19 protein-coding genes, 1 other RNA gene and 1 pseudogene are annotated in these 22,148 nt (G+C 73.8%); 8 read left to right on the top strand and 13 right to left on the bottom strand.

Features of this window, described 5'->3' with window-relative positions; translation table 11 throughout:
• The first annotated feature begins 139 nt into the window (after positions 1 to 139).
• Together ACH4S9_RS05140 and ACH4S9_RS05135 are read left to right on the top strand one after the other, a co-directional pair.
• Positions 140 to 1,450 (top strand): histidine kinase dimerization/phospho-acceptor domain-containing protein, encoded by a 1,311-nt coding sequence (locus ACH4S9_RS05140; RefSeq protein WP_398369902.1) that lies wholly within the window; start codon positions 140 to 142, stop codon positions 1,448 to 1,450.
• A 45-nt stretch (positions 1,451 to 1,495) separates the two neighbouring features.
• A pseudogene (locus ACH4S9_RS05135) lies at positions 1,496 to 1,768 on the top strand (IS5/IS1182 family transposase); the annotation flags it as partial.
• A gap of 263 nt (positions 1,769 to 2,031) precedes the next feature.
• Here ACH4S9_RS05135 and rnpB read toward each other — a convergent pair.
• Together rnpB and ACH4S9_RS05125 are read right to left on the bottom strand one after the other, a co-directional pair.
• Positions 2,032 to 2,438: RNase P RNA component class A (gene rnpB / locus ACH4S9_RS05130), an RNA gene on the bottom strand.
• A 56-nt stretch (positions 2,439 to 2,494) separates the two neighbouring features.
• Positions 2,495 to 3,064, bottom strand: coding sequence for a Uma2 family endonuclease (locus ACH4S9_RS05125; RefSeq protein WP_385341656.1), 570 nt, complete (start codon positions 3,062 to 3,064; stop codon positions 2,495 to 2,497).
• A gap of 191 nt (positions 3,065 to 3,255) precedes the next feature.
• Between ACH4S9_RS05125 and yaaA the strand changes: the two genes are divergently transcribed.
• Both yaaA and eda read left to right on the top strand, forming a co-directional pair.
• Positions 3,256 to 4,053: a peroxide stress protein YaaA gene (gene yaaA, locus ACH4S9_RS05120; RefSeq protein ID WP_398369899.1), complete on the top strand. Its 798-nt coding sequence runs from the start codon at positions 3,256 to 3,258 to the stop codon at positions 4,051 to 4,053.
• Positions 4,054 to 4,124: 71 nt separating this feature from the next.
• The gene (gene eda / locus ACH4S9_RS05115) at positions 4,125 to 4,772 is read left to right on the top strand and encodes a bifunctional 4-hydroxy-2-oxoglutarate aldolase/2-dehydro-3-deoxy-phosphogluconate aldolase (RefSeq protein ID WP_385341661.1); all 648 of its coding nucleotides are present in this window, start codon (positions 4,125 to 4,127) and stop codon (positions 4,770 to 4,772) included.
• 13 nt (positions 4,773 to 4,785) lie between these two features.
• On the opposite strand, the gene ACH4S9_RS05110 is transcribed toward eda, so the two are convergent.
• From ACH4S9_RS05110 to ACH4S9_RS05100, 3 genes are read right to left on the bottom strand one after another with little or no spacing between them, the layout of a single operon-like run.
• Entirely contained in the window at positions 4,786 to 5,931 is a 1,146-nt protein-coding gene (locus ACH4S9_RS05110; protein ID WP_398369897.1) for a bifunctional RNase H/acid phosphatase, read from the bottom strand.
• 4 nt (positions 5,932 to 5,935) lie between these two features.
• Positions 5,936 to 6,679, bottom strand: a complete 744-nt coding sequence (locus tag ACH4S9_RS05105; protein WP_361188339.1) for a C4-type zinc ribbon domain-containing protein — start codon at positions 6,677 to 6,679, stop codon at positions 5,936 to 5,938.
• Positions 6,676 to 7,566, bottom strand: coding sequence for a Nif3-like dinuclear metal center hexameric protein (locus ACH4S9_RS05100; RefSeq protein WP_311722869.1), 891 nt, complete (start codon positions 7,564 to 7,566; stop codon positions 6,676 to 6,678). Before ACH4S9_RS05100 ends, ACH4S9_RS05105 begins: the two co-directional genes overlap by 4 nt.
• A 207-nt stretch (positions 7,567 to 7,773) precedes the next feature.
• Here ACH4S9_RS05100 and ACH4S9_RS05095 point away from each other — a divergent pair, with 207 nt between their 5' ends.
• Together ACH4S9_RS05095 and ACH4S9_RS05090 are read left to right on the top strand one after the other, a co-directional pair.
• A complete protein-coding gene (locus ACH4S9_RS05095) occupies positions 7,774 to 9,465 on the top strand; it encodes a hypothetical protein (protein WP_398369895.1) in 1,692 nt (563 codons plus the stop codon).
• Between the two features lie 147 nt (positions 9,466 to 9,612).
• On the top strand, positions 9,613 to 9,789 hold the full coding sequence (locus ACH4S9_RS05090) for a hypothetical protein (protein ID WP_311722867.1): 177 nt from the start codon (positions 9,613 to 9,615) through the stop codon (positions 9,787 to 9,789).
• Between the two features lie 18 nt (positions 9,790 to 9,807).
• Here ACH4S9_RS05090 and ACH4S9_RS05085 read toward each other — a convergent pair whose 3' ends face one another.
• From ACH4S9_RS05085 to ACH4S9_RS05070, 4 genes are all read right to left on the bottom strand, one after another.
• A complete protein-coding gene (locus ACH4S9_RS05085) occupies positions 9,808 to 11,034 on the bottom strand; it encodes a cytochrome P450 (RefSeq protein ID WP_398369892.1) in 1,227 nt (408 codons plus the stop codon).
• A 181-nt stretch (positions 11,035 to 11,215) separates the two neighbouring features.
• A complete protein-coding gene (locus ACH4S9_RS05080; protein WP_361188336.1) occupies positions 11,216 to 12,154 on the bottom strand; it encodes a 3-oxoacyl-ACP reductase in 939 nt (312 codons plus the stop codon).
• Between the two features lie 54 nt (positions 12,155 to 12,208).
• Positions 12,209 to 13,294: a Zn-dependent alcohol dehydrogenase gene (locus ACH4S9_RS05075; protein WP_385341671.1), complete on the bottom strand. Its 1,086-nt coding sequence runs from the start codon at positions 13,292 to 13,294 to the stop codon at positions 12,209 to 12,211.
• 36 nt (positions 13,295 to 13,330) lie between these two features.
• Positions 13,331 to 14,197: a MaoC/PaaZ C-terminal domain-containing protein gene (locus tag ACH4S9_RS05070; RefSeq protein ID WP_398369890.1), complete on the bottom strand. Its 867-nt coding sequence runs from the start codon at positions 14,195 to 14,197 to the stop codon at positions 13,331 to 13,333.
• Positions 14,198 to 14,535: 338 nt separating this feature from the next.
• Here ACH4S9_RS05070 and ACH4S9_RS05065 point away from each other — a divergent pair, with 338 nt between their 5' ends.
• Entirely contained in the window at positions 14,536 to 15,762 is a 1,227-nt protein-coding gene (locus tag ACH4S9_RS05065; RefSeq protein WP_398369888.1) for a sensor histidine kinase, read from the top strand.
• The gene (locus tag ACH4S9_RS05060) at positions 15,759 to 16,364 is read left to right on the top strand and encodes a response regulator transcription factor (RefSeq protein ID WP_311722862.1); all 606 of its coding nucleotides are present in this window, start codon (positions 15,759 to 15,761) and stop codon (positions 16,362 to 16,364) included. Before ACH4S9_RS05065 ends, ACH4S9_RS05060 begins: the two co-directional genes overlap by 4 nt.
• A gap of 159 nt (positions 16,365 to 16,523) precedes the next feature.
• Here ACH4S9_RS05060 and ACH4S9_RS05055 read toward each other — a convergent pair whose 3' ends face one another.
• From ACH4S9_RS05055 to ACH4S9_RS05040, 4 genes are all read right to left on the bottom strand, one after another.
• A complete protein-coding gene (locus tag ACH4S9_RS05055) occupies positions 16,524 to 17,477 on the bottom strand; it encodes a hypothetical protein (protein ID WP_398369885.1) in 954 nt (317 codons plus the stop codon).
• Positions 17,474 to 18,010: a SigE family RNA polymerase sigma factor gene (locus ACH4S9_RS05050; protein ID WP_398369883.1), complete on the bottom strand. Its 537-nt coding sequence runs from the start codon at positions 18,008 to 18,010 to the stop codon at positions 17,474 to 17,476. Before ACH4S9_RS05050 ends, ACH4S9_RS05055 begins: the two co-directional genes overlap by 4 nt.
• Positions 18,011 to 18,076: 66 nt before the next feature.
• The gene (locus tag ACH4S9_RS05045; protein WP_398369881.1) at positions 18,077 to 19,540 is read right to left on the bottom strand and encodes an MFS transporter; all 1,464 of its coding nucleotides are present in this window, start codon (positions 19,538 to 19,540) and stop codon (positions 18,077 to 18,079) included.
• A 224-nt stretch (positions 19,541 to 19,764) separates the two neighbouring features.
• The gene (locus ACH4S9_RS05040; protein ID WP_398369879.1) at positions 19,765 to 21,984 is read right to left on the bottom strand and encodes an acyl-CoA dehydrogenase; all 2,220 of its coding nucleotides are present in this window, start codon (positions 21,982 to 21,984) and stop codon (positions 19,765 to 19,767) included.
• Positions 21,985 to 22,148 lie beyond the last annotated feature (164 nt).

Raw genomic sequence — 22,148 nt, 5'->3', positions numbered from 1 at the left:
GGTGATGTCCACGACGCTAGGGAGACGGTGCTCAAAGCCCGCTGCGACGAAGGTGAGACGACGGCAAAACACGGGGGCGAAATGCGGCCTGCCCGTCATACCTGGCACCGCCGGGGTGTCCGGGGGTCATGATGGGCGCATGAGGAAGCGCGTGGTGCGCGTGGCGGTGGTCGCGGTCATGGTGGCCCTCGTCCTGCTCGCCACGCCGCTGGCCGTGGGGATCCAGCGGTCCTTCATCTCGGACGAGCGCGGCGAGCTCGAGAGGGCGGCCCTGGCAGCCGCCGTGCGCGTGGGCTCGAAGTTCGCGGCGGGGGACCGCACGGAGCTGCCCACCAGCGAATCGGATGCCCGCGTGGGCCTGTACGACCTGGCCGGCCGCCTGCGCGACGGACACGGGCCCGCGACCGCGGATGCGGTGACCCGGCGGGCCATGGCCGGGGTCGTGGCGCGCGGCCGCGACGGCCAGGACCTGGTCGCCGCCGTGCCCGTGTCGACGGCGGAGCGGGTCACCGGCGTGGTCCGCGCGGCGGACGGCACCCAGGAGGTCTGGGCCCGGGTGGGCCTCGCGTGGGCGGCGCTCGTCGGCACCGCCCTGGCCGCGCTCGCCACGGGCGTAATGGTGGCGCGGCACCAGGCGAGGACGCTCACCGCTCCGCTGGAGGCGCTGTCGGCCACGGCCGTGGCCGTCGCCGACGGCGATCTGACCGCCCGCGCCGGACGCAGCGCGATCGCCGAGATCGACCAGGTGGCGCGCACCCAGAACACCATGGTCGAGCGGCTGACCACGCTGCTCGAACACGAGCGGCAGTTCAGCGCCAACGCCTCCCACCAGCTCCGTACGCCGCTGGCGGGCCTCCAGCTAGGCCTCGAAGCGGCCGCCGCGGACCCGGGCGCGGACCTCGCGCGCCTCAGGGCGGCGATCGAGGAGGCCCTGGAGCGGTCCCGGCACCTTCAGCAGACGGTCGACGAGGTCCTGCGCCTGGCCAGAGCGGCACCCGGACCGCGACTCCCCGAGCGGTCCGGGCCGCTCGGGGAGCTGGCCGAGAGCGTGGAGCGCCGCTGGCACGGCGCGTTCGCCGCCGAAGGCCGCCGCCTGGACTTCGCGTTCGAACCGGGCAGCGAGACGATCCGCGTACCGGACCGGACCGCCGAGCAGATCCTGGATGTGCTGCTGGACAACGCGCTCCGGCACGGGAGCGGGACGGTCGGAGTCACGGTGCGGGAGATGACGGGCGCGGTCGCCGTGGACGTGGCCGACGAGGGGTCGCTGGCCCTCGAACCCGGGCTCGTCTTCGCGCGGGGCACCACCACCTCACGCTCCGGCAGCGGCATCGGCCTGCCCCTGGCGCGCGACATGGCGCGGGCGGCCGGGGGCCGGCTCACGCTCGTACGGGCCTCGCCGACCACCTTCACCCTGCTGCTGCCGATATCCGACCAGCCCCAATACTGATGACTTGAACCGTGTCCTGTGTGGTGAGGCGGATGTTGACCCGGCATGCGGCGGGGAACGTGGAACTGGATCGCGCCGGACGGCTTGCGGGAGATCGCAAGGCCGCTGCCCCCGGAGCAACGAACACGTCCGCAGCGCGGCGGAACGGCCAACACCCCTGATGAGACGCCGTTCGCAGCCATCATCTACGTGCTGATCTGGTCCAGAGCCGGATTGTGGGGCTGCCTACACGAAGCCGTGCTGCACCGGCTGGACGACGCCCGCCTGATCGACGTCACCCGCGTCGTCCTCGACACCGCCCACGTCAGGGCGAAAAAGCCAGCACGTCTAGGACTTCGGGCTTCGACAGGCAGCGGCCGCAGGCGGTCGCGGACCGCAGCGCCGCTTCCCACGCATGGCAGCGACACCCTCAGCGGGTGGTTGCCGAAACTCGACAGGGACAGGTGCGCGCGCTGTTTTCAGTGCTGTCCGAGGGACTTCCGAGGGACTTTCCGCCGCGTAAGACAGCAAGCCCGTGAAAGATCCGAAAGGGCCTCCGACACAGGTCAGAGGCCCTTTCCAGGGAAAAGTCGCAGGTGGGGCGGACGAGACCGGCCTGTACGCCGGGTTCTGTTCCCCAGGGCCCTTACGGCCCCCGGGGCGGCGGCCATCCATCTAGGACCGACGTTGCCGCCGGCCTCGTGCGGTCTACCCGCGGACTCGGGCGGGCAGCCCTCGATCGTCCGCGCAGAGCGCTTTCTACGGCGCTCCTCTTGACCTTGCTCCGGGTGGGGTTTACCGAGCCGTCCGAGTCACCTCGGACGCTGGTGGTCTCTTACACCACCGTTTCACCCTTACCGGGAACCTCGCGGCTCCCGGCGGTCTGTTTTCTGTGGCACTGTCCCGCGGGTCACCCCGGGTGGGCGTTACCCACCACCCTGCCGTGTGGAGCCCGGACGTTCCTCGGCGGGATCCCGAAAGACCCCGACGCGACCGCCCGGCCGGCTCGTCCGCCGTAGTGACCATGGTACCGGGGGCGCGCGGTGCCCCGGACAGCGGCGGGGATCAGAGGAAGTCGGCGGTCTCCAGGGAGAAGGAGAAGGGCGCGGGAAGGTCGATCGACTTGCCGAAGGGGACCCTGATGGCTTCCCGGTAATCGGCCTTGTCCGGGTCGCTGAACAGGGTCACCGAGCTCTCCTCGCGGTCGACGAGGAGGTAGAGCGGGATGCTCCCGTTCGCGTAGCAGTGGCGCTTGGTCTCCCGGTCGCGGTCCGGCCTGGTCGAGGTGACCTCGACGACCATCGAGACGCCCTCGCAGGGCATCCAGGGTGCGGCGCCCCGGAAGAGCCGCTGCTCGCTGGGCACGACGGTTCCGTCGGGGATCACATGGTCTGGCACACTCCATGCGTCGCGGGGAACCTTGAGCCCCTTGTTGCCGGAGAAGTCCATATCGATGACGGCCTTGGTGAACACCTGCTCAATGATCACGCTGATGTGTCGCTCGTGATCCCCGTCCGGCAGCCCTGTCACGATGATCTCCCCCTCGATCAGTTCGGCCCGGAAGCCTTCCGGCGTATCCAGGGCCAAGAAACCCTCCAGCAGGACTTCCTCCTGCGTCACCGGTCCATCTGCCATGGCGCTCACTGCCACGCCCCCTTCCCTGTCTTGTCGCCACAGTAGGTACCGAGGAGGCAGGCACCGCAGGAAAGAAAGTCCGCCTCACCCGATCGTGCACACAGAAGCCCGCGCGCAAGGCACCGTGTCGTCAAGCCGTAGGCTGCGACGGGCCCGCCCGCCGGGAGTCGTGGAGCGAAGGAGAGAACGCCGTGCTCGTGCTGTTGCCGCCGTCGGAGGGAAAGGCCCCGGCGGAGTCGGGGAGCCCGCTGGAGCCGGGGGCGCTGTCGCTGCCGGGGCTGGGCGAGGCGCGGGCGGCGGTGCTCGATGAGTTGGTGTCGCTGTGCTCGGGCGATGTGGGGAAGGCCGCCGAGGTGCTCGGGCTGAGCGAGGGGCTGCGCGGCGAGGTGGCGAAGAACGCGGGGCTGCGGGAGGCCGGGACGCGCCCGGCCGGGGAGATCTACACCGGTGTGCTGTACGACGCGCTCGGGCTGGCCACCCTGCCCGCCGCCGCCCGGCGCCGCGCGGAGCGGTCGCTGCTGGTCTTCTCCGGGCTGTGGGGTGCCGTGCGGATCGACGACCGGATCCCGTCGTACCGCTGCTCGATGGGCGTGAAGCTGCCGGGCCTCGGCGCGCTCGGGGCGTTCTGGCGGGGGCCGATGAGCGAGGTGCTGCCGGAGACGGCCGGGGACGGGCTGGTGCTGGATCTGCGGTCGGCGGCGTACGCCACGGCGTGGAAGCCGAAGGGTGAGGTGGCGGAGCGTACGGCGACCGTGCGCGTGCTCCAGTCGAAGATCGTGAACGGGGTCGAGAAGCGGTCGGTGGTCAGCCACTTCAACAAGGCGACCAAGGGGCGGCTGGTGCGGGATCTGCTGGTGGCGGGAGCAGAGCCGAGCGGGCCCGAGGTGCTGGTGGACGCGCTGCGGAAGCTCGGCTACACCGTGGAGGCGGCCGCACCGGGCCGACCGGGGCGGGGCTGGGCCGTGGATGTGGTGGTCACGGAGTTGTAGGCGGTCAGGGCCAGCCAGCGGCGTTGCACCCTGCGCAACGGCCGTTGCGCCACGTGCCCGGCGGCGGCAGGATGGCCGCCGTGACTAGCGCTACCTCCTCCGCCTCCCCCTCCGTACTCGACCTCGCCCCCGTCATCCCCGTCGTCGTCATCGACGACGCGGATGACGCCGTGCCGATGGCCCGCGCGCTCGTCGCGGGCGGGCTGCCCGCGATCGAGGTGACGCTGCGCACCCCGGCCGCCCCGGCCGCCATCCGGGCCATCGCCGAGGAGGTGCCCGAGGCGGTCGTCGGCGCCGGTACGGTGCTGGCGCCCGAGCAGGTGGAGGCGTCCGTCGCGGCCGGCGCGCGCTTTCTGGTCAGCCCGGGCTGGACGGACCGGCTGCTGGGCGCGATGCGCGCCTCGGGTGTGCCGTTTCTGCCGGGGGTCTCCACCACGTCGGAGGTCGTGGCGCTGCTGGAGCACGGGGTGACCGAGATGAAGTTCTTCCCGGCGGAGGCGGCCGGGGGGACGGCGTATCTGCGGTCGCTCGCCTCTCCGCTCCCCCAGGCCCGCTTCTGCCCCACGGGCGGCATCGACGCCTCCCGCGCCCCGGGCTATCTGGCCCTTCCCAACGTGGGCTGCGTCGGCGGCACTTGGATGCTGCCGCCGGACGCGATCGCCGCGCGCGACTGGGCGCGGGTGACGGATCTCGCGCGCGAGGCGGCGGCCCTGCGGTAGCGGCGGCTGACGGCTACCGCAGGTGCGTCGTGTCGTTCAGCAGCCGCAACGACGCGTTGCCGTCCGCGTAGTACGCCAGCGCCGACAGCGACGCCGCGGAGATCTCCATCCGGAACAGCGCCTCCGGCGGCGCGCCCAGCGCCAGCCGGACCAGGGTCTTGATCGGCGTCACATGCGTGACCAGCAGCACCGTACGGCCCGCGTAGCGCGCGACGAGCTGGTCGCGGGTGACCGCGACCCGGCGGGCGACCGCCGCGAAGCTCTCGCCGCCGCCCGTGGGGGCGGCCTTCGAGGAGGCGAGCCAGGCCTGGAGGTCGTCCGGGTGGCGCTCCCGCACCTCGGCGAACGTCAGCCCCTCCCAGGCCCCGAAGTCGGTCTCCCGCAGCCCCTCTTCGATGTGGACGTCGAGGCCGAGGCGCGCCGCCACCGCCTCGGCCGTACCGACACAGCGCCTGAGCGGCGAGCTGACCACGGCCTGGATGGTGCCGCGCGCGGCCAGCGCCGCCGCCACGAGTTCGGCCTGGCGGCGGCCCATGGGCGAGAGCTCGGGGTCGGAGCCGCCGGTGCCGGAGAAGCGCTTCTCGGGGGTCAGCGCGGTCTCGCCGTGCCGCAGCAGCACGAAGGTGGCCGGGGCGCCCAGGTCCGCGGGGGCGGCCCAGCCGGGGGGCGCCACGGCCGGGGCGGCGGCCTCGGCGGGTACGGCGGGTGCCTCAAGGGCCTCGTCGGCGGCCGGCCGCCACTGCTCGCCCCGCTTGCCCGCGTCCATCGCCTCGTTGGCGAGCCGGTCCGCGTGCTTGTTCCGCTCGCGCGGAATCCACTCGTACGACAGCTGTGCGGGCGGGAAGATCCCCCTGGCCTCGGCCGCGAGCGGGCGCATGCCGGGATGCTTGACCTTCCAGCGGCCCGACATCTGCTCGATCACGAGCTTGGAGTCCATCCGGACCTCGACCTCGGCCTCCGGGTCGAGGGCGCGCGCCGCCCGCAACCCGGCGATCAGGCCCTTGTACTCGGCGACGTTGTTGGTCGCCGTGCCGATGTACTCCGCCGCCTCGGCGAGGGTCTCGCCCGTCTCCGGGTCGAGGACGACCGCGCCGTAGCCGGCCGGCCCCGGGTTGCCCCGGGAGCCGCCGTCCGCCTCGACGACGAAGCGACGCGCCATCGGCCTACAGCCCCGATTCGGGCGTACGGACCAGGATGCGGCGGCAGTTCTCGCACCGCACCACCGTGTCCGGAGCCGCCGCCCGCACCTCGTTGAGCTCGGTGATCGCCAGCTCCTGGCGGCAGCCGTCACAGCGCCGCTGGTAGAGCCGGGCCGCGCCGACGCCGCCCTGCTGCTCGCGCAGCTTGTCGTAGAGCTTGAGCAGGTCGGCGGGGATCGTCCCGGCGATGACCCCGCGCTCCTTGGTGACCGTGGCCACTTCGGTGTCGATCTCCCCGGCCGCCGTGTCCCGCCGGGCGGTGGCGTCGCCGATCTTGGCCTGGAGCGACTCGACGCGGCCGGTCAGCTCGGCCACCCGCTCCTGCGCGGACTCGCGGCGCTCCATGACCTCCAGGACGACGTCCTCCAGGTCGCTCTGGCGCTTGGCGAGGGAGACGATCTCGTGCTGGAGGTTCTCCAGGTCCTTCGGGGAGGTGACGGCGCCGGAGTCGAGGCGCTTCTGGTCGCGGGCGGCGCGCTGGCGCACCTGGTCCACGTCCTGCTCCGCCTTCGTCTGCTCGCGGGCGGTGTCGCTCTCCTCGGTCTGCGCCGCCACGAGGAGGTCGCGCAGCTGGGTGAGGTCGGCGTTCAGGGTGTCGAGCTCCGCGTGCTCGGGCAGCGTCCGGCGCTTGTGGGCGAGTTGGGAGAGCCGGACGTCGAGGGCCTGGACCTCGAGGAGGCGGATCTGGTCGGCGGGCGCGGCGTTCAGCGTGGGGCTCCAGGGGTGGTGGAAGGGACGTGAGCGGTGGTGGGCGCGTGAGCGGTCCAAGGGTCGGTGACCGTACGGGAGATATGGGTGCGCAGACCCCAGCCGTGCCGGTCGGAGATCTCGTCGAGCTGCGCGGCGGCCTGTTCGACCCAGGGCCACTCGGTGGCCCAGTGGGCCGCGTCCAGCAGCGCGAGACCATCCCCGCCGGCGGACGCGGACATCGCCGCGGCCTGCTGGGCCTCGGAGGCGGGGTGGTGGCGCAGATCGGCGGTGAGGTAGGCGTCGACCCCGGCCGCGCGCACCTCGTCGAAGAGGCTGTCGCCGGAGCCGCCGCAGACGGCGACCGTACGGATCAGCCGGTCGGGGTCGCCCGCGACGCGGATGCCCTGGACGGTGGCGGGCAGCCGGGCGGCGGCGCGTTCGGCGAAGTCCCGCAGCGCGACGGGGTGGTCCAGCTCACAGACCCGGCCGAGGCCGCGGCGGCCCGCGGGGTCGGTGGGGTCGGGCACCAGCGGGCCGGTGATCCGCAGGTCGAGGGCGCCGGCGAGGGCGTCGGAGACGCCGGGGTCGGCGCGGTCGGCGTTGGTGTGCGCGACGTGCAGCGCGATGTCGTTCTTGATCAGGGTGTGCACGACCCGGCCCTTGAAGGTGGAGGCCGCGACCGTGGTCGTGCCGCGCAGATAGAGCGGGTGGTGGGTGACCAGCAGATCGGCGCCCAGCTTCACCGCCTCGTCGGCGACTTCCTGCACGGGGTCGACGGCGAACAGGACGCGGCCGACCTCGGCGCCGGGGTCCCCGCAGACCGTACCGACGGCGTCCCACTGCTCCGCCCGCTCGGGGGGCCAGAGTGCGTCGAGTGCGGCGAGGACGTCAGAGAGTGCGGGCACGGGGCAAGGCTACCTCCCGGATCACTCCCAAGCCTTGCCCCTGTCTTTACTCACCGCGACCACATGGGCAGGCCCGGCACACAGCACAGCCCGGCTCGACTTCTCAGGCGAATCGGGCGACAGACACACTTACGTGTGAAGCGCGCCGATTTCGGCCTTCGGTAGGGAGTGCGATAACTACGTTCAGTGGCCGGAGGTGAGTGAACGATGACAGCCTGTGCCTTCGATGCCGCGCTCGCCGCAGGCGCCACCGGTGCCCAGGGCGCCGCTCACCGGCGCCGAGCGGCGTTCACGATCGCCGCGGACGGTTCGTACGGAGCCCGGCTCGCGCTCAGCGGCGAGGCGGGCTGCTGGTTCCCCGAGCGCTGGACGCTCGACGGACCCGAGCCCTATACCGTGCCGCTGCCCGCGGCCCAGCCCGAGGAGCCGGACAGCGAGGTGCTGCCCCTGGCCGACGGGCAGGTGCTCATCCGCCGCCGGGTGGCCGGCCGCCACACCCTCTCCTTGCTCTATCCGGCCGGCCCCGGCACCGGCGAGCGGCCGCTGGGCGCCATCGAATGCGCCGAGCTGTCGCTGCTGCCGCCCGCCCCCGGCGGCTCGTTCGCCTTCGCGCTCGGCCACGGCGAGCGGTCGACCTCGGTGTGGCTGGTGCACGGCGGCGGCTTCGGGCCGCAGCACCTGGCCGAGCTGCCCGGCCGCTGCACGGGCGGCATCTGGCTGGACCGTACGGGGCGGCTGCTCGCCCTCGACCGGCGGCTCGACGGCCGTACCAAGACCGTGGTCGTCGATCTGCGGCGGGCCGGCGAGACCAGCCCGCTGCTCCAGATCACCGACGACAGCGACGACCGGCTGCTGCTGGCCGACCCGGACAGCGGCCTGCTGCTCGTACGGTCCGACGCGCCCGGGGACGAGCGGCTGGGGTGGGGCGTGCTGGGCAGCACCCGCCCGGTCAGATTCCCCGACTGCCTGCGGCCCGCGCAGGCCGAGGCCACGCCCTTCGCGGTGCAGCCGGGCCAGGTGCTGACGCCGGAGGCGTGCGCGGTGGCCTTCCGCCTCGACGGCCCGGCCGGGCGGCCGTGGGTGGGCCTGTGGCGGCCCTCCGAGCGGCGGTTGCGGCAGCTCCCGGCGCCGGAGGGGTGGCTGGCGGGCGCGGGCCTGTGGACCCGGGACGGCGAGCTGCGGCTGCCGTACGCGACGGGGCAGGTGCCGTGCGGGGTGGCGCGGCTGCGGATGCCCGAGCCGGCGGAGCCGCAAGAGCCGCAGGAGTCACCGCGGGCGGCGCGGATCGCGCGGGTGGCCCGGGTGGACCGTGTGGTGGGGCCGCTGGATCTGCCGCGGCCGGTGGGGCCGGCGGGGCCGGGGCGGCCCGCGCCGTCGCCGTCCCCGGCGCTCTCTCAGGCGCCTTCTCTGGCGGCGGGCGCGGCGGTGGCGTCCTGGACCCGGGTCCGGGCGGGAGGCGCGGGGGCGCCCCCCGCGGGCGAGACCGGGGTCGAGCCGTGGGCCGGGACGGGGTCCTGGGCCGGGGTCGCGCAGGAGACCGGCCCGGAGGCGGAGCCGGGCCCCGGGGCGCCGACGGCGAGGACCGCGCCGACCATCGCGGCGACCATCGGGCCGATCGCACCGCCCGCCGTACCGCCGCCCGGCTCCGAGCGGGGGCAGAAGCGGGAGCGGGGGGCCGGGCGCCTGCCCGTCCGCCGGCTCAGACCCGAGCTCGCACCCGAGCCCGCCGTGGGGCCCGTCCCCGGGCAGGAGTCCGGCACCGCCGCACGCCCCGTACCGCTACAGCAGGCGCCGCTCGCCCGCCCCGAGCAACTCCGCCCCGCTCACCCGACCCACCCGTCCCATCAGTCCCGTCCGCCCCGTCCACCCCGGTGGGTCCGAGATCGACGCTCTGGTTAAAATCGTTCGGGGGCTGTGACAGCTGTGCGTTCCGTAGACCCGCGGGACGCTAGATGCGTCACGCAGGGACAGCGTCATGGCGTCTTCTGTCCTCACGACCGGCCCCCCGCGCACCGTACGCAGCAATCTGACGGGGTGACTTCCCAGATGTCCCAAGCCCGCACGAACACGACCGAGGCGCGTCCACAGGAGGCGGTCGCGGCGGCCGGGGCCGACGCCACGGCCCACGGCAAGCACCGGGGCCAGGCCGCGCCCGAGGACGCCCAGACCGCGCCCCACGGCCGCCACCGCCGCCCCGGCGAGGAGGCGGCGGCAGCGTCCTGACACCGGGGTCGGAGAGCCTTAAACCCGCTGGGCGAACCGCACCCGCAGCGAGCCGGGGCCCCGGGTGAACACGCCTGTCTCGGCGGGGACCTCGCCATCGTCATCGGCGAAGGCCATCGTCGGGAAGGCGTCCAGCAGGTGGTTGACGCCCACCTCGACCTCGGTCTTCGCCAACAGCGCCCCCACACAGAAGTGCCGTCCGAGCGCGAACGCCAGATGGTCCGCGGCGGCCGAGAAGGCGCTGCTGGTCGTCAGGTCCTCACGGAAGATGTTGAACGTGTCGGGATCGGCGTAGCGGCTCTCGTCACGGTTGGCCGCTCCGATCAGACATGTGACGGTGGCACCCGCCGGAATCGTGCCGCCGCTCATCTCCACGTCCTCACTCGGCTGACGCATGATCATGTGCACCGGAGGCGTGAAGCGCAGCGTCTCGGCGAAGGCCGCCGGAATGAGAGTACGGTCCTCGCGCACGGCCGCCAGTTGCTCCGGATGGTCCAGCAGATTACGGAAGAGACCGGCGATGGCCTTGTCCGTCGTCTCACCGCCGGCCGCGAGCAGCAGGCTGACGAACGCCTTGATGTCCTCGTCGCTCATCCGCGTGCCGTCGATCTCGGCGGCGCACAGGACGGAGAGCAGATCGTCACCCGGACGCGCGCGCCGGTCCTGGATGATCGGGATCATGTAGGCGGCGAGTTCGTCCCGGGTGCGCACCCCCGCCGCCGCGACCTCGGGGTCCTGGCTCAGATTGCCCAGGAAGTCGATGATCGAGGTGTACCAGACGTGGAACCGGCCGTGGTCCGCCCGGTCAAGACCGAGCATGTCGACGATCACGTTGATCGGGAAGCGGGTCGCGTACTGTCCCACCAGATCGGCTTCCGGCGCGTCCCGGAAGGCATCGATGAGTTCCCGGGAGTTGCGCTCGATGACGGGCAGGAACTTCTCCTGTAGATCCTTTCCTCTGAAGGCGGGGGCCACCAGCGCGCGGCGCACGGAGTGCTCACGCCCGTCCATCTGGAGAATGGTCCGGCCGTGCACCGGCTCCAGCTGCCAGTCGTAGTTGCGGCTGGTGAACACCGGGTCCTTGAACGCCCGGGCGACGTCCTCGTAGCGGGAGACGATGTAGGCGTCGGTCGCTTGGTGGTGGATCAGCGGAAAGTCCTCGCGGATGGTCCGGTAGGCGGGGTAAGGGTCCGCCGCGAACTCCGGGGAGAGGATGTCGGGCGCCGTGGAGGGGGTGGTGGTCATGGTGGAGCACTCCCTGGGCGAGCGGCAGCGGTCACCGGCCGTACGCACCCACGGCGCACGGCACACGGCACGCGGAATCTTGCCGGAGCACGACGACGGCCCCGCTCATGCCACGTGATCGGATGTCAGGCCGTGGCCAAGGCTAGATGCAATAGGACCGACGGTCCAGATCCACTCCGGGTCACCCCCGCTTGAGCCCCAGCACCTCCACCGCCGCGAAGGTCTCCCCGCGCGGCCGTCCGGCGAAGTACGGCGTCAGGGCCCCGTCCAGTTCCTCGAAGGTGAACGCCTCCTTCGCCGTGTCCAGCTTCGTCGCCACCCTCGGCCGCTCCAGGACGGCCACCATCCCGCCGTGGACGACGAAGACCTGCCCGCTGATCCCCGCCGCCTCCGGCGCCGCCAGGTAGCCGACGAGCGGGGCGACATGCTCGGGCGCGAGCGCGTCGAGGCCGCCGCCCTCGGGGAGTTCGAGGGCCGCGAAGACGTCCTCGGTCATCCGGGTGCGGGCGCGCGGGCAGATGACGTTGGCCGTCACCCCGTACTTGGCGAGCGCCCCCGCCGTGGAGGTCGTCAGCCCGACGATGCCGCCCTTGGCCGCCGCGTAGTTCGGCTGGCCCGGGGAGCCGGCGAGGAACGCCTCGGATGAGGTGTTCACGATCCGGCCGCCGACCGGGCCGCCCTCCGCCGCCTTGGACCGCTCCCGCCAGTGGGCGGCGGCGAAGCGGGTCATGTTGAAGTGGCCCTTGAGATGGACGCGGATGACCGAGTCCCACTCGTCCTCGGACATCGAGAAGACCATCCGGTCCCGCAGGATGCCCGCGTTGTTGACCAGGATGTCGAGCGCGCCGTATGTGTCGACCGCCAGCCGCACCAGCTCGCCCGCCTGCTCGAAGTCGGCCACGTCCCCGACGTGGGCCGTGGCCTGTCCGCCGGCCGCCCGGATCTCCCGGGCGACCTCCTCGGCCGGGGCGGCCGACGCCTCGCCGGAGCCGTCGCGTCCGGGCCGACCGAAGTCGTTGACGACGACGCTCGCGCCCAGGCGCGCCAGCTCCAGCGCCTCGGCGCGGCCGAGGCCCCGCCCGGCGCCCGTGACGATCGCGGTCTTCCCCGCCAGCGGCATGCGCGGCATGAACGTCCTCCGTGTCGTCTGTGTCGTCTGTGTCGTCCGTGTCGTTCAGATCTGGATGCAGGTGCGCAGCGATTCCCCCGTCCGCATCTGGTCCAGCGCGTCGTTGATCTCGCCGAGCCGTACGCGGTGGGTGATGAGCCCTTCGAGGTCGATCCGGCCCGCCCGCCACAGCGCGACGGCCCGCCGGTACGAGCGGAGCACATCGCCGCCGCCGTACAGCGAGGGCAGGATGCGCTTCTCGTCGAAGAACAGCTCGAACATGCTGAGCTTCAGGTAGTCGTCCAGCGCCCCCGCCCCGACCACGCACAGCGTGCCGCCGCGCCGCGTCGCCTCGTAGGCCGTGCGGGCGGTGGCGGACCTGCCGACGACCTCGAAGACGTAGTCGAAGCCCTCGCCCGAGGTGACGCGGTTCTTGGCGTCGTCCAGGCCCTCGGGCGCCACCGCTTCCGTGGCGCCGAAGCGTAAGCCCGCCTGGCGCCGCGACTCGACCGGGTCGACGGCGACGATCTGCGCGGCGCCCACCGCCCGGGCGCCCTGGACGGCGCTGATGCCCACGCCGCCGCAGCCGATGACCGCGACCGAGGAGCCCGCCTCGACCCCGGCCGTGTTGAGGACCGCGCCGAGCCCCGTGGTCACCCCGCAGCCGATGAGGGCCGCGATGTCGTACGGCACATCGTCGGGGATCGGCACGGCGCACTGCGCGGGCAGCACGACCTCCTCGGCGAAGGTGCCGGTCCCGGCGAAGCCGAAGACGTCCTCGGGGGCGCCGCCGGGGCGCTTGAAGTTGGGGGTGCCGGCGTTCATGAACCCGGTCAGGCACAGATGGGACTGGCCGCGCTCGCAGGCCGGACACGCGCCGCAGGCGGGCAGCCAGCAGACCAGCGCCCGGTCGCCCGGGCTCAGGCCGGTCACCCCCTCGCCCACCTCGACGATCTCGCCCGCGCCCTCGTGCCCGGGGACGAAGGGCCCTGGCTGGGGCAGTACGCCGCTCATGGCCGACAGGTCGGAGTGGCACAGCCCGGTGGCCTTGACGCGCAGCCTGACCTTGCCCGGGCCGAAGCCCACCGCCTCCATGTCGTCGAGGACTTCGAGCTTGTCCTGCCCTATCTCGTGCAGTACGGCTGCGCGCACAGCGGCTCCTCTCGTCCGTGCGGGGTCTCTGTTTCTTCAGTCGTGCTTGACGACCGTGTCGGTGAGGACCGGCGCGTCGTCCCGTTCCACGGCCGTGGCCAGCAACTGCACGGAGGCGGAGTCCGAGTCTGAGTCTCGCCACATCCGGATGCGCAGCGTCTCGCCGGGGAAGACGACCCCGGCGAACCGCGTGGTGTACGAGCGGACGCGGGCGACGTCGCCGCCCAGGGCGGTGTCCACGACAGCCTTGAGGGCGACCCCGTACGAGCACAGGCCGTGCAGGATCGGCCGGTCGAACCCCGCGACCTTGGCGAACTCGGGGTCGGCGTGGAGCGGGTTCCAGTCGCCGGACAGGCGGTAGAGAAGCGCCTGGTCCTCGCGGATCGCTCGCTCGACGGTCAGGTCGGGCTCGCGGGCGGGGACTTCGAGCCGGTCGGCGGGCCCGCGTTCGCCGCCGAAACCGCCCTCTCCGCGTACGAAGATCCCGGTGTCACAGGTCCACAGCGGCCCGTCCGCGTCGGCGACCTCGCTGCGCAGCACGATGACCGCGGCCTTGCCCTTGTCGTGGACGGCGGCGACCTTCGACGTCTGGGTGGCGGCCCCGGCGAGCGGGATGGGCCGGTGCAGCGCGATGGTCTGGCCGCCGTGCAGGACGGCGGCGAGGTCGACGTCGATGCCCGGGGCGCTGAGGCCGCCGGCCACCGCCATGCCGCCGCCCGCGACCGTGGCGAAGCTGGGGAGGACGTGCAGCCTGCTCTCGAGGGTGTAGCGCAGTTCGTCGGGGTCGGTGGCCGGGACGCCCGCCCCCACGCCGAGGTGGTAGAGCTGGATGTCCTTGTGGCCCCAGGTGAGAGCGGTCGTCCGGGGTTCGGCCGAGACGGCCTTGGCTGCATCGATGGGCATTGCTGAGAGCACTCCTCGCCACGGTGTGGAAGACCCCGGCCCGCCCGTCCGCACCGTCGGCCGCGCCGGGGTCGTAACTGGTCGGCAGCCGCGGGTCCCGCGTACGGACGCGTACGGACGCGTACGGCAGCCCGCGCGGCGGTGCCGCATATCGACACAGGAACGTGTTCTAGCCGATGGCCCCTTGTATAGCCCAATCCCCATGCACTGGGAAGACTGCTGACGGGTTGTCAGATAGGTTGACCGGCCCCGTCCCGCCCGCCCGGGACACATGTCATGGGTCTGTCCCTGACAACCGCATCTGCCCAGCTCACCCACGACTTCCGTAACCTCGGACCATGCCTGCCAGAACCACGGCCACCTCGGATGCCCCGGACATCGAGCGGCGCAAGCCGCCCGGCCCGCGCGCCTTCCTGCCCTGGCTCTTCATGCTCACAGGTGACGTCAAGGACCTGGTCCAGGGCAGGACCCCGCTGCCGTGGCTCGGCGCCGCCGGGGTGACCGCCTTCTGCGCGCTGTACGTCACGGTGGTCTACACGGGCCTCGACAAGCGCCGCCGCTCCACCCCGCTGTGCCTCGGCTCGGTCGGCGGGCTGGCCGCCCTCACGTACGCCCTGTCCATCGGCTACGCGGGCAACTGGCTGCTCTGCTTCCCGCTGCTGTCGCTGGCCACCGGCATCGTGGTCCGCGGCCGCCGGCTGGGGCCGCTGCTGCTGGGGTACGCGGGCTCCGCCGGGGTCGTCTCCGGCTGGCGCGGCGGCGCGGACGACGCGCTGACCGTCCCTTACGGAACGGTGCTGTCCGGCCTGGTGGCCGCGGCGGTCCTGTCGCTCTTCGACACCGTCGCCGAGCTGCGCGCGACCCGCCAGGAGCTGGCCCACGCCGCCGTCGAGCAGGAGCGGCTGCGCTTCTCCCGCGATCTGCACGACCTGCTGGGCCACACCATGTCGGTCGTGGTGGTCAAGGCCGAGGCCGTACGCCGGCTCGCCCCGCGCGACCTGGACGCCGCGCTGGGCCAGGCCGCCGACATAGAGGCCGTCGGCCGCCAGGCCCTCACCGAGATCCGGGAGGCCGTCACCGGCTACCGCGAGGGCAGCCTGGCCACCGAGCTGGACCGCGCCCGCTCGCTGCTCGACGCCTCGGGCATCGACGCCGTGGTCCGCCGGTCCGGGCCGCCGCTGCCCCCGCAGGCCGAGGCGCTGCTGGGCTGGGTGGTCCGCGAGGGGGTGACCAATGTGGTGCGGCACAGCGGGGCGCGCCGGTGCGAGATCGAGGTGGGTCAGGGGGCCGATCAGGTGCATCTGGAGATCGTCGACGACGGGAACGGCGTAGGCTCCCGTTCCGCCGGTGCGCCCGACAAGTCCGCGGCGGGCGCGGCGGACAGGGTCGGCGGGACGGGGCTGAAGGGCCTGGCCGAGCGACTGGCCGCGGCGGGCGGCTCGCTGGAGTCCGGCCCGGCCGGGCGCCGTGGCTTCCGGCTCGCGGCCGCGCTGCCGGTGGACCAACAGGACGCGGACGGCGAGGAAGAGGGACCGATGGACGTCAAGGGGGTCCACACCTCGTGATCAGGCTACTGCTCGCCGAGGACCAGGGCATGATGCGGGGCGCGCTGGCCCTGCTGCTCGGCCTGGAGCCGGACTTCGAGATCGTCGCGCAGGTCGGCGACGGCGACGAGATCGTGCCCCGCGCGCTGGAGGCGCGGCCGGACGTGGCCCTCCTCGACATCGAACTCCCGGGCCGCAGCGGCCTGGACGCCGCCGCGGCGCTGCGCGAGGAGCTCCCGGGCTGCCATGTGCTGATCCTGACCACCTTCGGCCGCCCCGGCTATCTGCGCCGCGCGATGGAGGCGGGGGCCTCCGGGTTCCTGGTCAAGGACGGCCCGGTGGAGGAGCTGGCCGTCGCGGTGCGCCGGGTGCTCGCGGGCGAGCGGGTCATCGACCCGGGCCTGGCCGCGGCCGCCCTGAGCGCGGGCCCCAACCCGCTGACGCCGCGCGAGCGGGACGTGCTGGCGGCGGCGGTGGACGGGGCGACCGTCGCCGACATCGCCGCCAGGGTCCATCTGTCCCCCGCGACCGTCCGGAACTATCTGTCCTCGGCCATCGGGAAGACCCAGACCCGCAATCGCATGGAGGCGGTGCGGGCGGCGCGGCAGAACGGGTGGCTGTGACGCGGAGGGGCGGCCCCGCGGCGCGCCCCCGTCGCGCCGCCCCGGGGCCGCCCGGCCCGTCGCCTCAGGTCACCTCGGTCGCCGTGGCCACCTCGGTCGCCGTGGCCATCTCGGTCGCCGTGGCCACCTCGGTCGCCGTGGCCACCTCGGTCAACGCGGTCACCTCAGCTCGGTGATCTTCACCGGCGTCTCCCGGCCGGTCTTCGTCAGGGCCTTCAGCTGCTCCTTCTTCACGGCCGCCCGCCGCGTCTGCTTCTTCACGTCCTCCAGCCGTATGGCGGGCCCGAGCCGCGTCCGCTTCCCCTTGTCGTCGTAGAGGTCGATGAAATCGTCCGGCACCCCGGCGGCCGGGCGCTCGCTCACGATCCAGCGAACGTCGGTGCCCTTCACCGAACTTATCTTCGGCTCGTCGGTCGAACCGCCCTTCCAGTGGACCACCACGCGCTCCACCTTCGGCGCCAGCCACGCCAGGCCCACCGGGGCGGCCTCGGCGCCCTGGTGCTGATACGAGCCGCCCAGCAGCGTCTCCCCCTTGCCGGGCTTCGGCGACACCCAGTCCGCCATCGTCCGCGGCTTCCCCGTGCCCTCGGTCACCCGGGTGGAGAACCAGGTCACGCCGATGCGCAGGTTCTTCGGGTACTTCCCCTCCCACCTGTCGTCCAGGATCGGATAGGCGTCCCCCCGGCGCATCGCCAGGTCGTACTGGCGGTGCGCCTCCTCCTTCGTCCGCGCGGGCCCGTAGACGGTGACCGAGACCTGCCAGCGCTTCCCGTCGGTCTTCCCCTTGCTCACCACGGTGGTGACCGGGTGCAGCGCGCCCGGCGCGGACACCGGGGCGGCGGCCGCCGTCGCCGTCCCGCCCTGGCCGGAGCCGCCGAAGTCCCCCAGGCTCACCCCTCCGGCCACCAGCACGGCCGTGACCGCCAGGGCGGTGGCCCCCGCTGCTCGGCGGCGGGTCCTGCGCCGGCGGCCGTCGCGGACCACGTCCGGGTAGGGCGCGGGTCCGATCGTCACCTCGTCCGCGATCGCGGCCAGCCGGCCCGCCACCGCGCCCGTCTCCCGGTCCGGGTCGTTCCCGTGCTCGGACTCCACGTACCACGACTCCCTGTTCATCGCGCCTCCCCGTGACCCGCGGTCACGCCTTCGAGTGCCAGCGCGGCCCGGAGCTTCGCCAGCCCCTTCGCCGCCTGGCTCTTGACCGTTCCGACCGAGCAGCCCATGGCGCTCGCCACCTGCGACTCGCTGAGGTCCTCCCAGTGCCGCAGCACGACGGCCTGGCGCTGCCGGGGCGGCAGTTGCGCCAGGGCGTGGCGCAGCATGGCCCGGTCGTCGGCCAGGGCCATCCGGTCCCGGTCGGTCGCCTGGTGGGCCAGGTCGCCCGGGCCGAAGGTCAGGAACTCCTTCAGCCTTCTGCGGTGCCGCCGCGCGTGCTCGTTGACGAGGATGCGGCGCACATAGGCGTCCGGCTCGTCGGCGGCGCTGACCCGCCGCCATGCCACGTAGGTCCGCACCAGGGCCGACTGGACCAGGTCCTCGGCGGTGTGCTGGTCGCCGCTGAGCAGATACGCCGTGCGCAGCAGCCTCGGCCATCGCGTGGTGACGAACTCCCGGAACTCCTCGTCCCGGTTCGCCGTCTTGTCCCCCATGGGCACCTCCTTCGCTCTACGGAGTCCATGGGGGCGGCGAACCGTTGCCCGGCCGCGGAGGAATTCTCAGGCGCGTCGGCGCGGCAGGGCCACGGCCATCAGGACCACGGCGGCCGCGATGATGCCCGAGGAGACGGTGAACGCGTGGGCGTATCCGGCCGCCAGCGCCACCGGCCCCGGCCCGTCAGCGCCACCGCCGCTGCCGCCGCTGCCGCCCTCGGTCGCGGCGATGCGCTCGGCGGCGACCGTGGTCAGCACGGTGAGGCCGAGCGCGCCGCCGATCTGCCGGCTGGTGTTGACCAGGCCCGCCACCAGCCCGGCCTCGGACGGCGCGGCGCCCGAGGTGGCGGCCGAGGCCAGCGGGGTCATCATCAGCCCGGAGCCGAGCGACATGACGATCGCGGGGCCCAGGACCGTACCGGCGAAGGTGCCGTCGGCGTCCATCCGGCTCTGCCAGGCATAGCCGACGACGGCCAGGATCCCGCCGGTCATCGCCAGCGCCTTGCCGCTGAACACCGCCATCAGCCGGGGCGCGAGCTTGGAGCCGAGGACGATGGACAGGGTGTGCGGGAGGAAGGCGAGACCGGCCTCGACGGGGCTGAAGTGCAGCACGTTCTGGAGATACAGCGACATGAAGTACCACATCGCGAACATGCCGCCGCCGCACACCAGCATCACCGAGTTCGCCGCCCACACCGCCCTGATGCGGAACAGCCTCAGCGGCATCAGCGGGGCCCGGGTGCGCGCCTCGACGGCGAGGAAGACGCCGAGCAGGGCCAGCCCGCCGAGCAGCGGTACCAGCGAGGCGGTGGCGGCCCAGCCGTGCCGCTCGGTCTGCACGATGCCGTACGCGAGCGAGGAGACCCCCGCCGTGACGAGGACCGCGCCCGGTACGTCGAGCCGGCGCCCGGCCGCCGCCCGGCTCTCGGCCAGCCACACCGCCCCGGCGACCAGCACCAGCGCGCCCACGGGCACATTGACCAGCAGCACCCAGCGCCAGGAGAGGTAGTCGGTGAGCACCCCGCCGACCAGCCCGCCCGCGGCGCCGCCGCCCGCGCCGACCGCCGTCCAGGTGCCGATGGCCCGGGTGCGGGCCGCACCGCCCGGGAAGGAGGTGGTGAGGATGGTGAGGGTGGCCGGGGAGAGCACGGCCGCGCCCAGGCCCTGGGCGGCGCGGGCGGCGACCAGCTGCCAGGGCTCCTGGGCGAGTCCGCCCGCCAGGCTGGCCACGGTGAACAGGCCCAGGCCGACGAGGAAGGCCCGCTTGCGCCCGAAGAGGTCGGCGGCCCGGCCGCCGAGCAGCAGAAACCCGGCGAAGGTGAGCGCGTAGGCGTTGATCACCCACTGGAGCGCGGTCTCGCCGAGCCCGAGGTCCGTACGCATCGACGGCAGCGCGACATTGACCACGGACACATCGAGGACGACCAGGAACTGCCCCGCACACGCGGCCAGCAGCACCGCCCAGGCCGGTGGGGTGACACGTGCTGCGGCGGACGAGTGACCTGTGGCGGAGGGGGTGTGGGCCGGCATGGGCGTGATGCTGGCACCGACCCATGCACAGTGCATCGTATTTTTGTCGTACCTACCTGGGTCGTTGGGCGTAGGGCTCGCACGAAAGGCGCATGTGCACGGGCACAAGCGGGGGTGCGCGCCCGCCTCGGGCGTGGACCGTGCGCCCCGGGCCCCGGGGCGTGTGCCGTGCGAGCCCCGGCTCGTACGGGTACGGGCCCGGCTGCGCGATGCGCGGGCGCGCGTTACGCGGGCGCCGGGTCGCGCGGCAGCCCCAGCATCCGCTCCGCGACGACGTTCAGCTGCACCTGCGTCGTACCCCCGGCGATGGTCAGACAGCGGGACATCAGAAAGCCGTGCAGCGCCCGCTCCCCCGCGCCCTCGCGCACCGCGCCCGCCGGGCCGAGCAGTTCCAGTGCCAGCTCCGCGACCTTCTGCTGGTGCGCGGTCTGGATGAGCTTGCGGACGCTCGCGCCCGCCCCCGGCTCCACGCCGGACACCTGCCGCAAGGTGGTGCGCAGCGCCAGGCACGCCAGTGCGTGCGCCTCGGCCGCCAGCGCCCCGACCCGCTCCCGCACCCAGTCGTCGGCACCGGCCCCGTCGGCGGCCGTGCGCGCGATCAGGGCCTCCAGGCCGGTGTCGAAGGTCAGCTGGTCCGCCATGTGGACGCGCTCGTTGCCGAGCGTGTTGCGGGCCACCGCCCAGCCGCCGTCCACCTCGCCCACCACCGCGTCGTGCGGCAGCAGGACGTCGTCCAGATAGACCTCGTTGAAGAGCGACTCCCCGGTGATCTCCCGCAGCGGGCGGATGTCGATCCCGGCGGTGCGCTCCATGTCGACGAGGAAGTAGGTGAGCCCCTTGTGCTTGGGCGCCCGGGGGTTCGTACGGGCCAGCAGGATGCCGTGGTGCGCCCGCCGCGCCCCCGACGTCCACACCTTCTGCCCGTTGACCCGCCACCCCTCCTCGGTCCGCTCGGCCCTCGTCCGCAGCGCCGCCAGGTCGGACCCCGCCTCCGGCTCGGAGAACAGCTGGCACCACCGCAGTTCGCCGCGCAGCGTCGGCAGCAGATAGCGCTCCCGCTGCTCCGGCGTCCCGTACGCGATGAGCGAGGGCACGACCCAGGTGGCGACCCCCAGGTCGCCGAGGACCACCCCCGCGTCGGCCAACTCCCGCTGCACCGCGAGCTGCTGTACGGGTCCGGCGCCGAGCCCGTACGGGGGCGGCAGGTGCGGGGCGGCGTGGCCGGTGGGCGCGAGGGCGCGGCGGGCGGCGCCGGGGTCCAGGCCGCGCGCCGCCCCGATCGCGGCCCGCGCCTGCTCCCGGTGCCGCTCGTAGTCCCGGCGGACCTCCCCCTCCGCCGGGAGCTCCAGCCGCAGCTCGCGCCGCGCGCCTGCGGCGGCGAGCCGGGCGGCCCGCAGCCGGTGGGCGCCGCCCGGGCCGAGCAGGGCCCGGGCGGCGGTGGCGCGGCGGAGGTGGAGGTGGGTGTCGTGCTCCCAGGTGAAGCCGATGCCGCCGAGGATCTGGATGCAGTCCTTGGCGCAGCTGTGGGCGGCGTCGAGCGCGGTGGCGGCGGCGAGCGCGGCGGTCAGGGCGCGCGCCCCTTCCTCACCCGCCTCGCCCGCCGCGCGGGCCGCGTCCCAGGTGAGGGCGCGCGCCTGCTCGACGCGGACGAGCATGTCGGCGCACAGGTGCTTGACCGCCTGGAACTGGCCGATGGGCCGCCCGAACTGCTCGCGCGTCCTGGCGTGCGCGACCGCGGTGTCCAGGGCCCACCCGGCCGTCCCGCAGGCCTCGGCGGCGAGGAGGACCGCCGCCAGGTCCCGTACCAGCCCCGGGTCCACCGCGAGCGCCCGGTCGGCGGGGACGGCCGTGCGCGTCGCCCTCACCTCGGCGGTCGGGCGGGTCGGGTCGGCGCCGTCGTGGGCGCGGATCTCCAGGTCGCGGGCGTCGACGGCGAACCACGCGGTACCGCCGTCGGCGGTCGTGGCGGCCAGCACGACGAGGTCGGCCTCGGCCGCGCCGAGCACGGGCGGGGCGCACCCGTCCAGCGCCCAGCCCCGCGCCGCGTCGGCCGGGGTCGCGGTGAGCGATCCGGCGCCCAGGGCGACCGCCCCGACGCACACGCCCTCGGCGAGCGCGGCGGTCAGCTCGCCCTGCCCCGCGCGCGCCAGCACCGCCGAGGCCAGCACGGTCGGCAGATACGGCCCGGGGAGCGCCGCGCGCCCGGTCTCCTCCAGGACCACGGCGAGGTCGAGCAGCCCGCCGCCGCCCCCGCCGTACGCCTCGGGCAGATGCGGCCCGAGCAGCCCCTGCCCGGCCAGCCCGGCCCAGTACGCGGGCCGCCCCGACCCGCCCGCGGGGGCGTCCAGCAGCTTGCGCACCTCTTCGGGCGGCACGGCCCGCGCACACCACCCCCGCACCGCGCGCGCCAGTTCCCGCTGGTCTTCCGTGATGGCGATGCCCATGGAGCGCCTCTCTCGGATCTCGAACCGGCCGGCCGTGGGCGATGGTAGAACGTGTTCCAATCTGACGGAAGGTCAGATGACAGGACGGGCACGAGGATGTCGCGAATCCATGGGGCACCCCCGCCGCCCCGCCGCCGCCGAGCGGTACGGCACGATGACCCGGT

Source organism: Streptomyces sp. NPDC021225 (assembly GCF_044332865.1).
In the GTDB taxonomy this organism is placed as follows: Bacteria; Actinomycetota; Actinomycetes; order Streptomycetales; family Streptomycetaceae; genus Streptomyces.
Note: the sequence above shows the minus strand (reverse complement) of the source record. Positions and strands in the feature narration are given on the sequence as shown.

Excerpts from the sequence above, each read along its gene's own strand:
- ACH4S9_RS05140 (WP_398369902.1), top strand. The coding sequence starts at position 140 with ATGAGGAAGCGCGTGGTGCGCGTGGCGGTGGTCGCGGTCATGGTGGCC.
- ACH4S9_RS05125 (WP_385341656.1), bottom strand. The coding sequence starts at position 3,064 with ATGGCAGATGGACCGGTGACGCAGGAGGAAGTCCTGCTGGAGGGTTTC.
- eda (WP_385341661.1), top strand. The coding sequence starts at position 4,125 with ATGGCCGCCGTGACTAGCGCTACCTCCTCCGCCTCCCCCTCCGTACTC.
- ACH4S9_RS05110 (WP_398369897.1), bottom strand. The coding sequence starts at position 5,931 with ATGGCGCGTCGCTTCGTCGTCGAGGCGGACGGCGGCTCCCGGGGCAAC.
- ACH4S9_RS05095 (WP_398369895.1), top strand. The coding sequence starts at position 7,774 with ATGACAGCCTGTGCCTTCGATGCCGCGCTCGCCGCAGGCGCCACCGGT.
- ACH4S9_RS05090 (WP_311722867.1), top strand. The coding sequence starts at position 9,613 with ATGTCCCAAGCCCGCACGAACACGACCGAGGCGCGTCCACAGGAGGCG.
- ACH4S9_RS05085 (WP_398369892.1), bottom strand. The coding sequence starts at position 11,034 with ATGACCACCACCCCCTCCACGGCGCCCGACATCCTCTCCCCGGAGTTC.
- ACH4S9_RS05080 (WP_361188336.1), bottom strand. The coding sequence starts at position 12,154 with ATGCCGCTGGCGGGGAAGACCGCGATCGTCACGGGCGCCGGGCGGGGC.
- ACH4S9_RS05070 (WP_398369890.1), bottom strand. The coding sequence starts at position 14,197 with ATGCCCATCGATGCAGCCAAGGCCGTCTCGGCCGAACCCCGGACGACC.
- ACH4S9_RS05065 (WP_398369888.1), top strand. The coding sequence starts at position 14,536 with ATGCCTGCCAGAACCACGGCCACCTCGGATGCCCCGGACATCGAGCGG.
- ACH4S9_RS05055 (WP_398369885.1), bottom strand. The coding sequence starts at position 17,477 with ATGAACAGGGAGTCGTGGTACGTGGAGTCCGAGCACGGGAACGACCCG.
- ACH4S9_RS05050 (WP_398369883.1), bottom strand. The coding sequence starts at position 18,010 with ATGGGGGACAAGACGGCGAACCGGGACGAGGAGTTCCGGGAGTTCGTC.
- ACH4S9_RS05045 (WP_398369881.1), bottom strand. The coding sequence starts at position 19,540 with ATGCCGGCCCACACCCCCTCCGCCACAGGTCACTCGTCCGCCGCAGCA.
- ACH4S9_RS05040 (WP_398369879.1), bottom strand. The coding sequence starts at position 21,984 with ATGGGCATCGCCATCACGGAAGACCAGCGGGAACTGGCGCGCGCGGTG.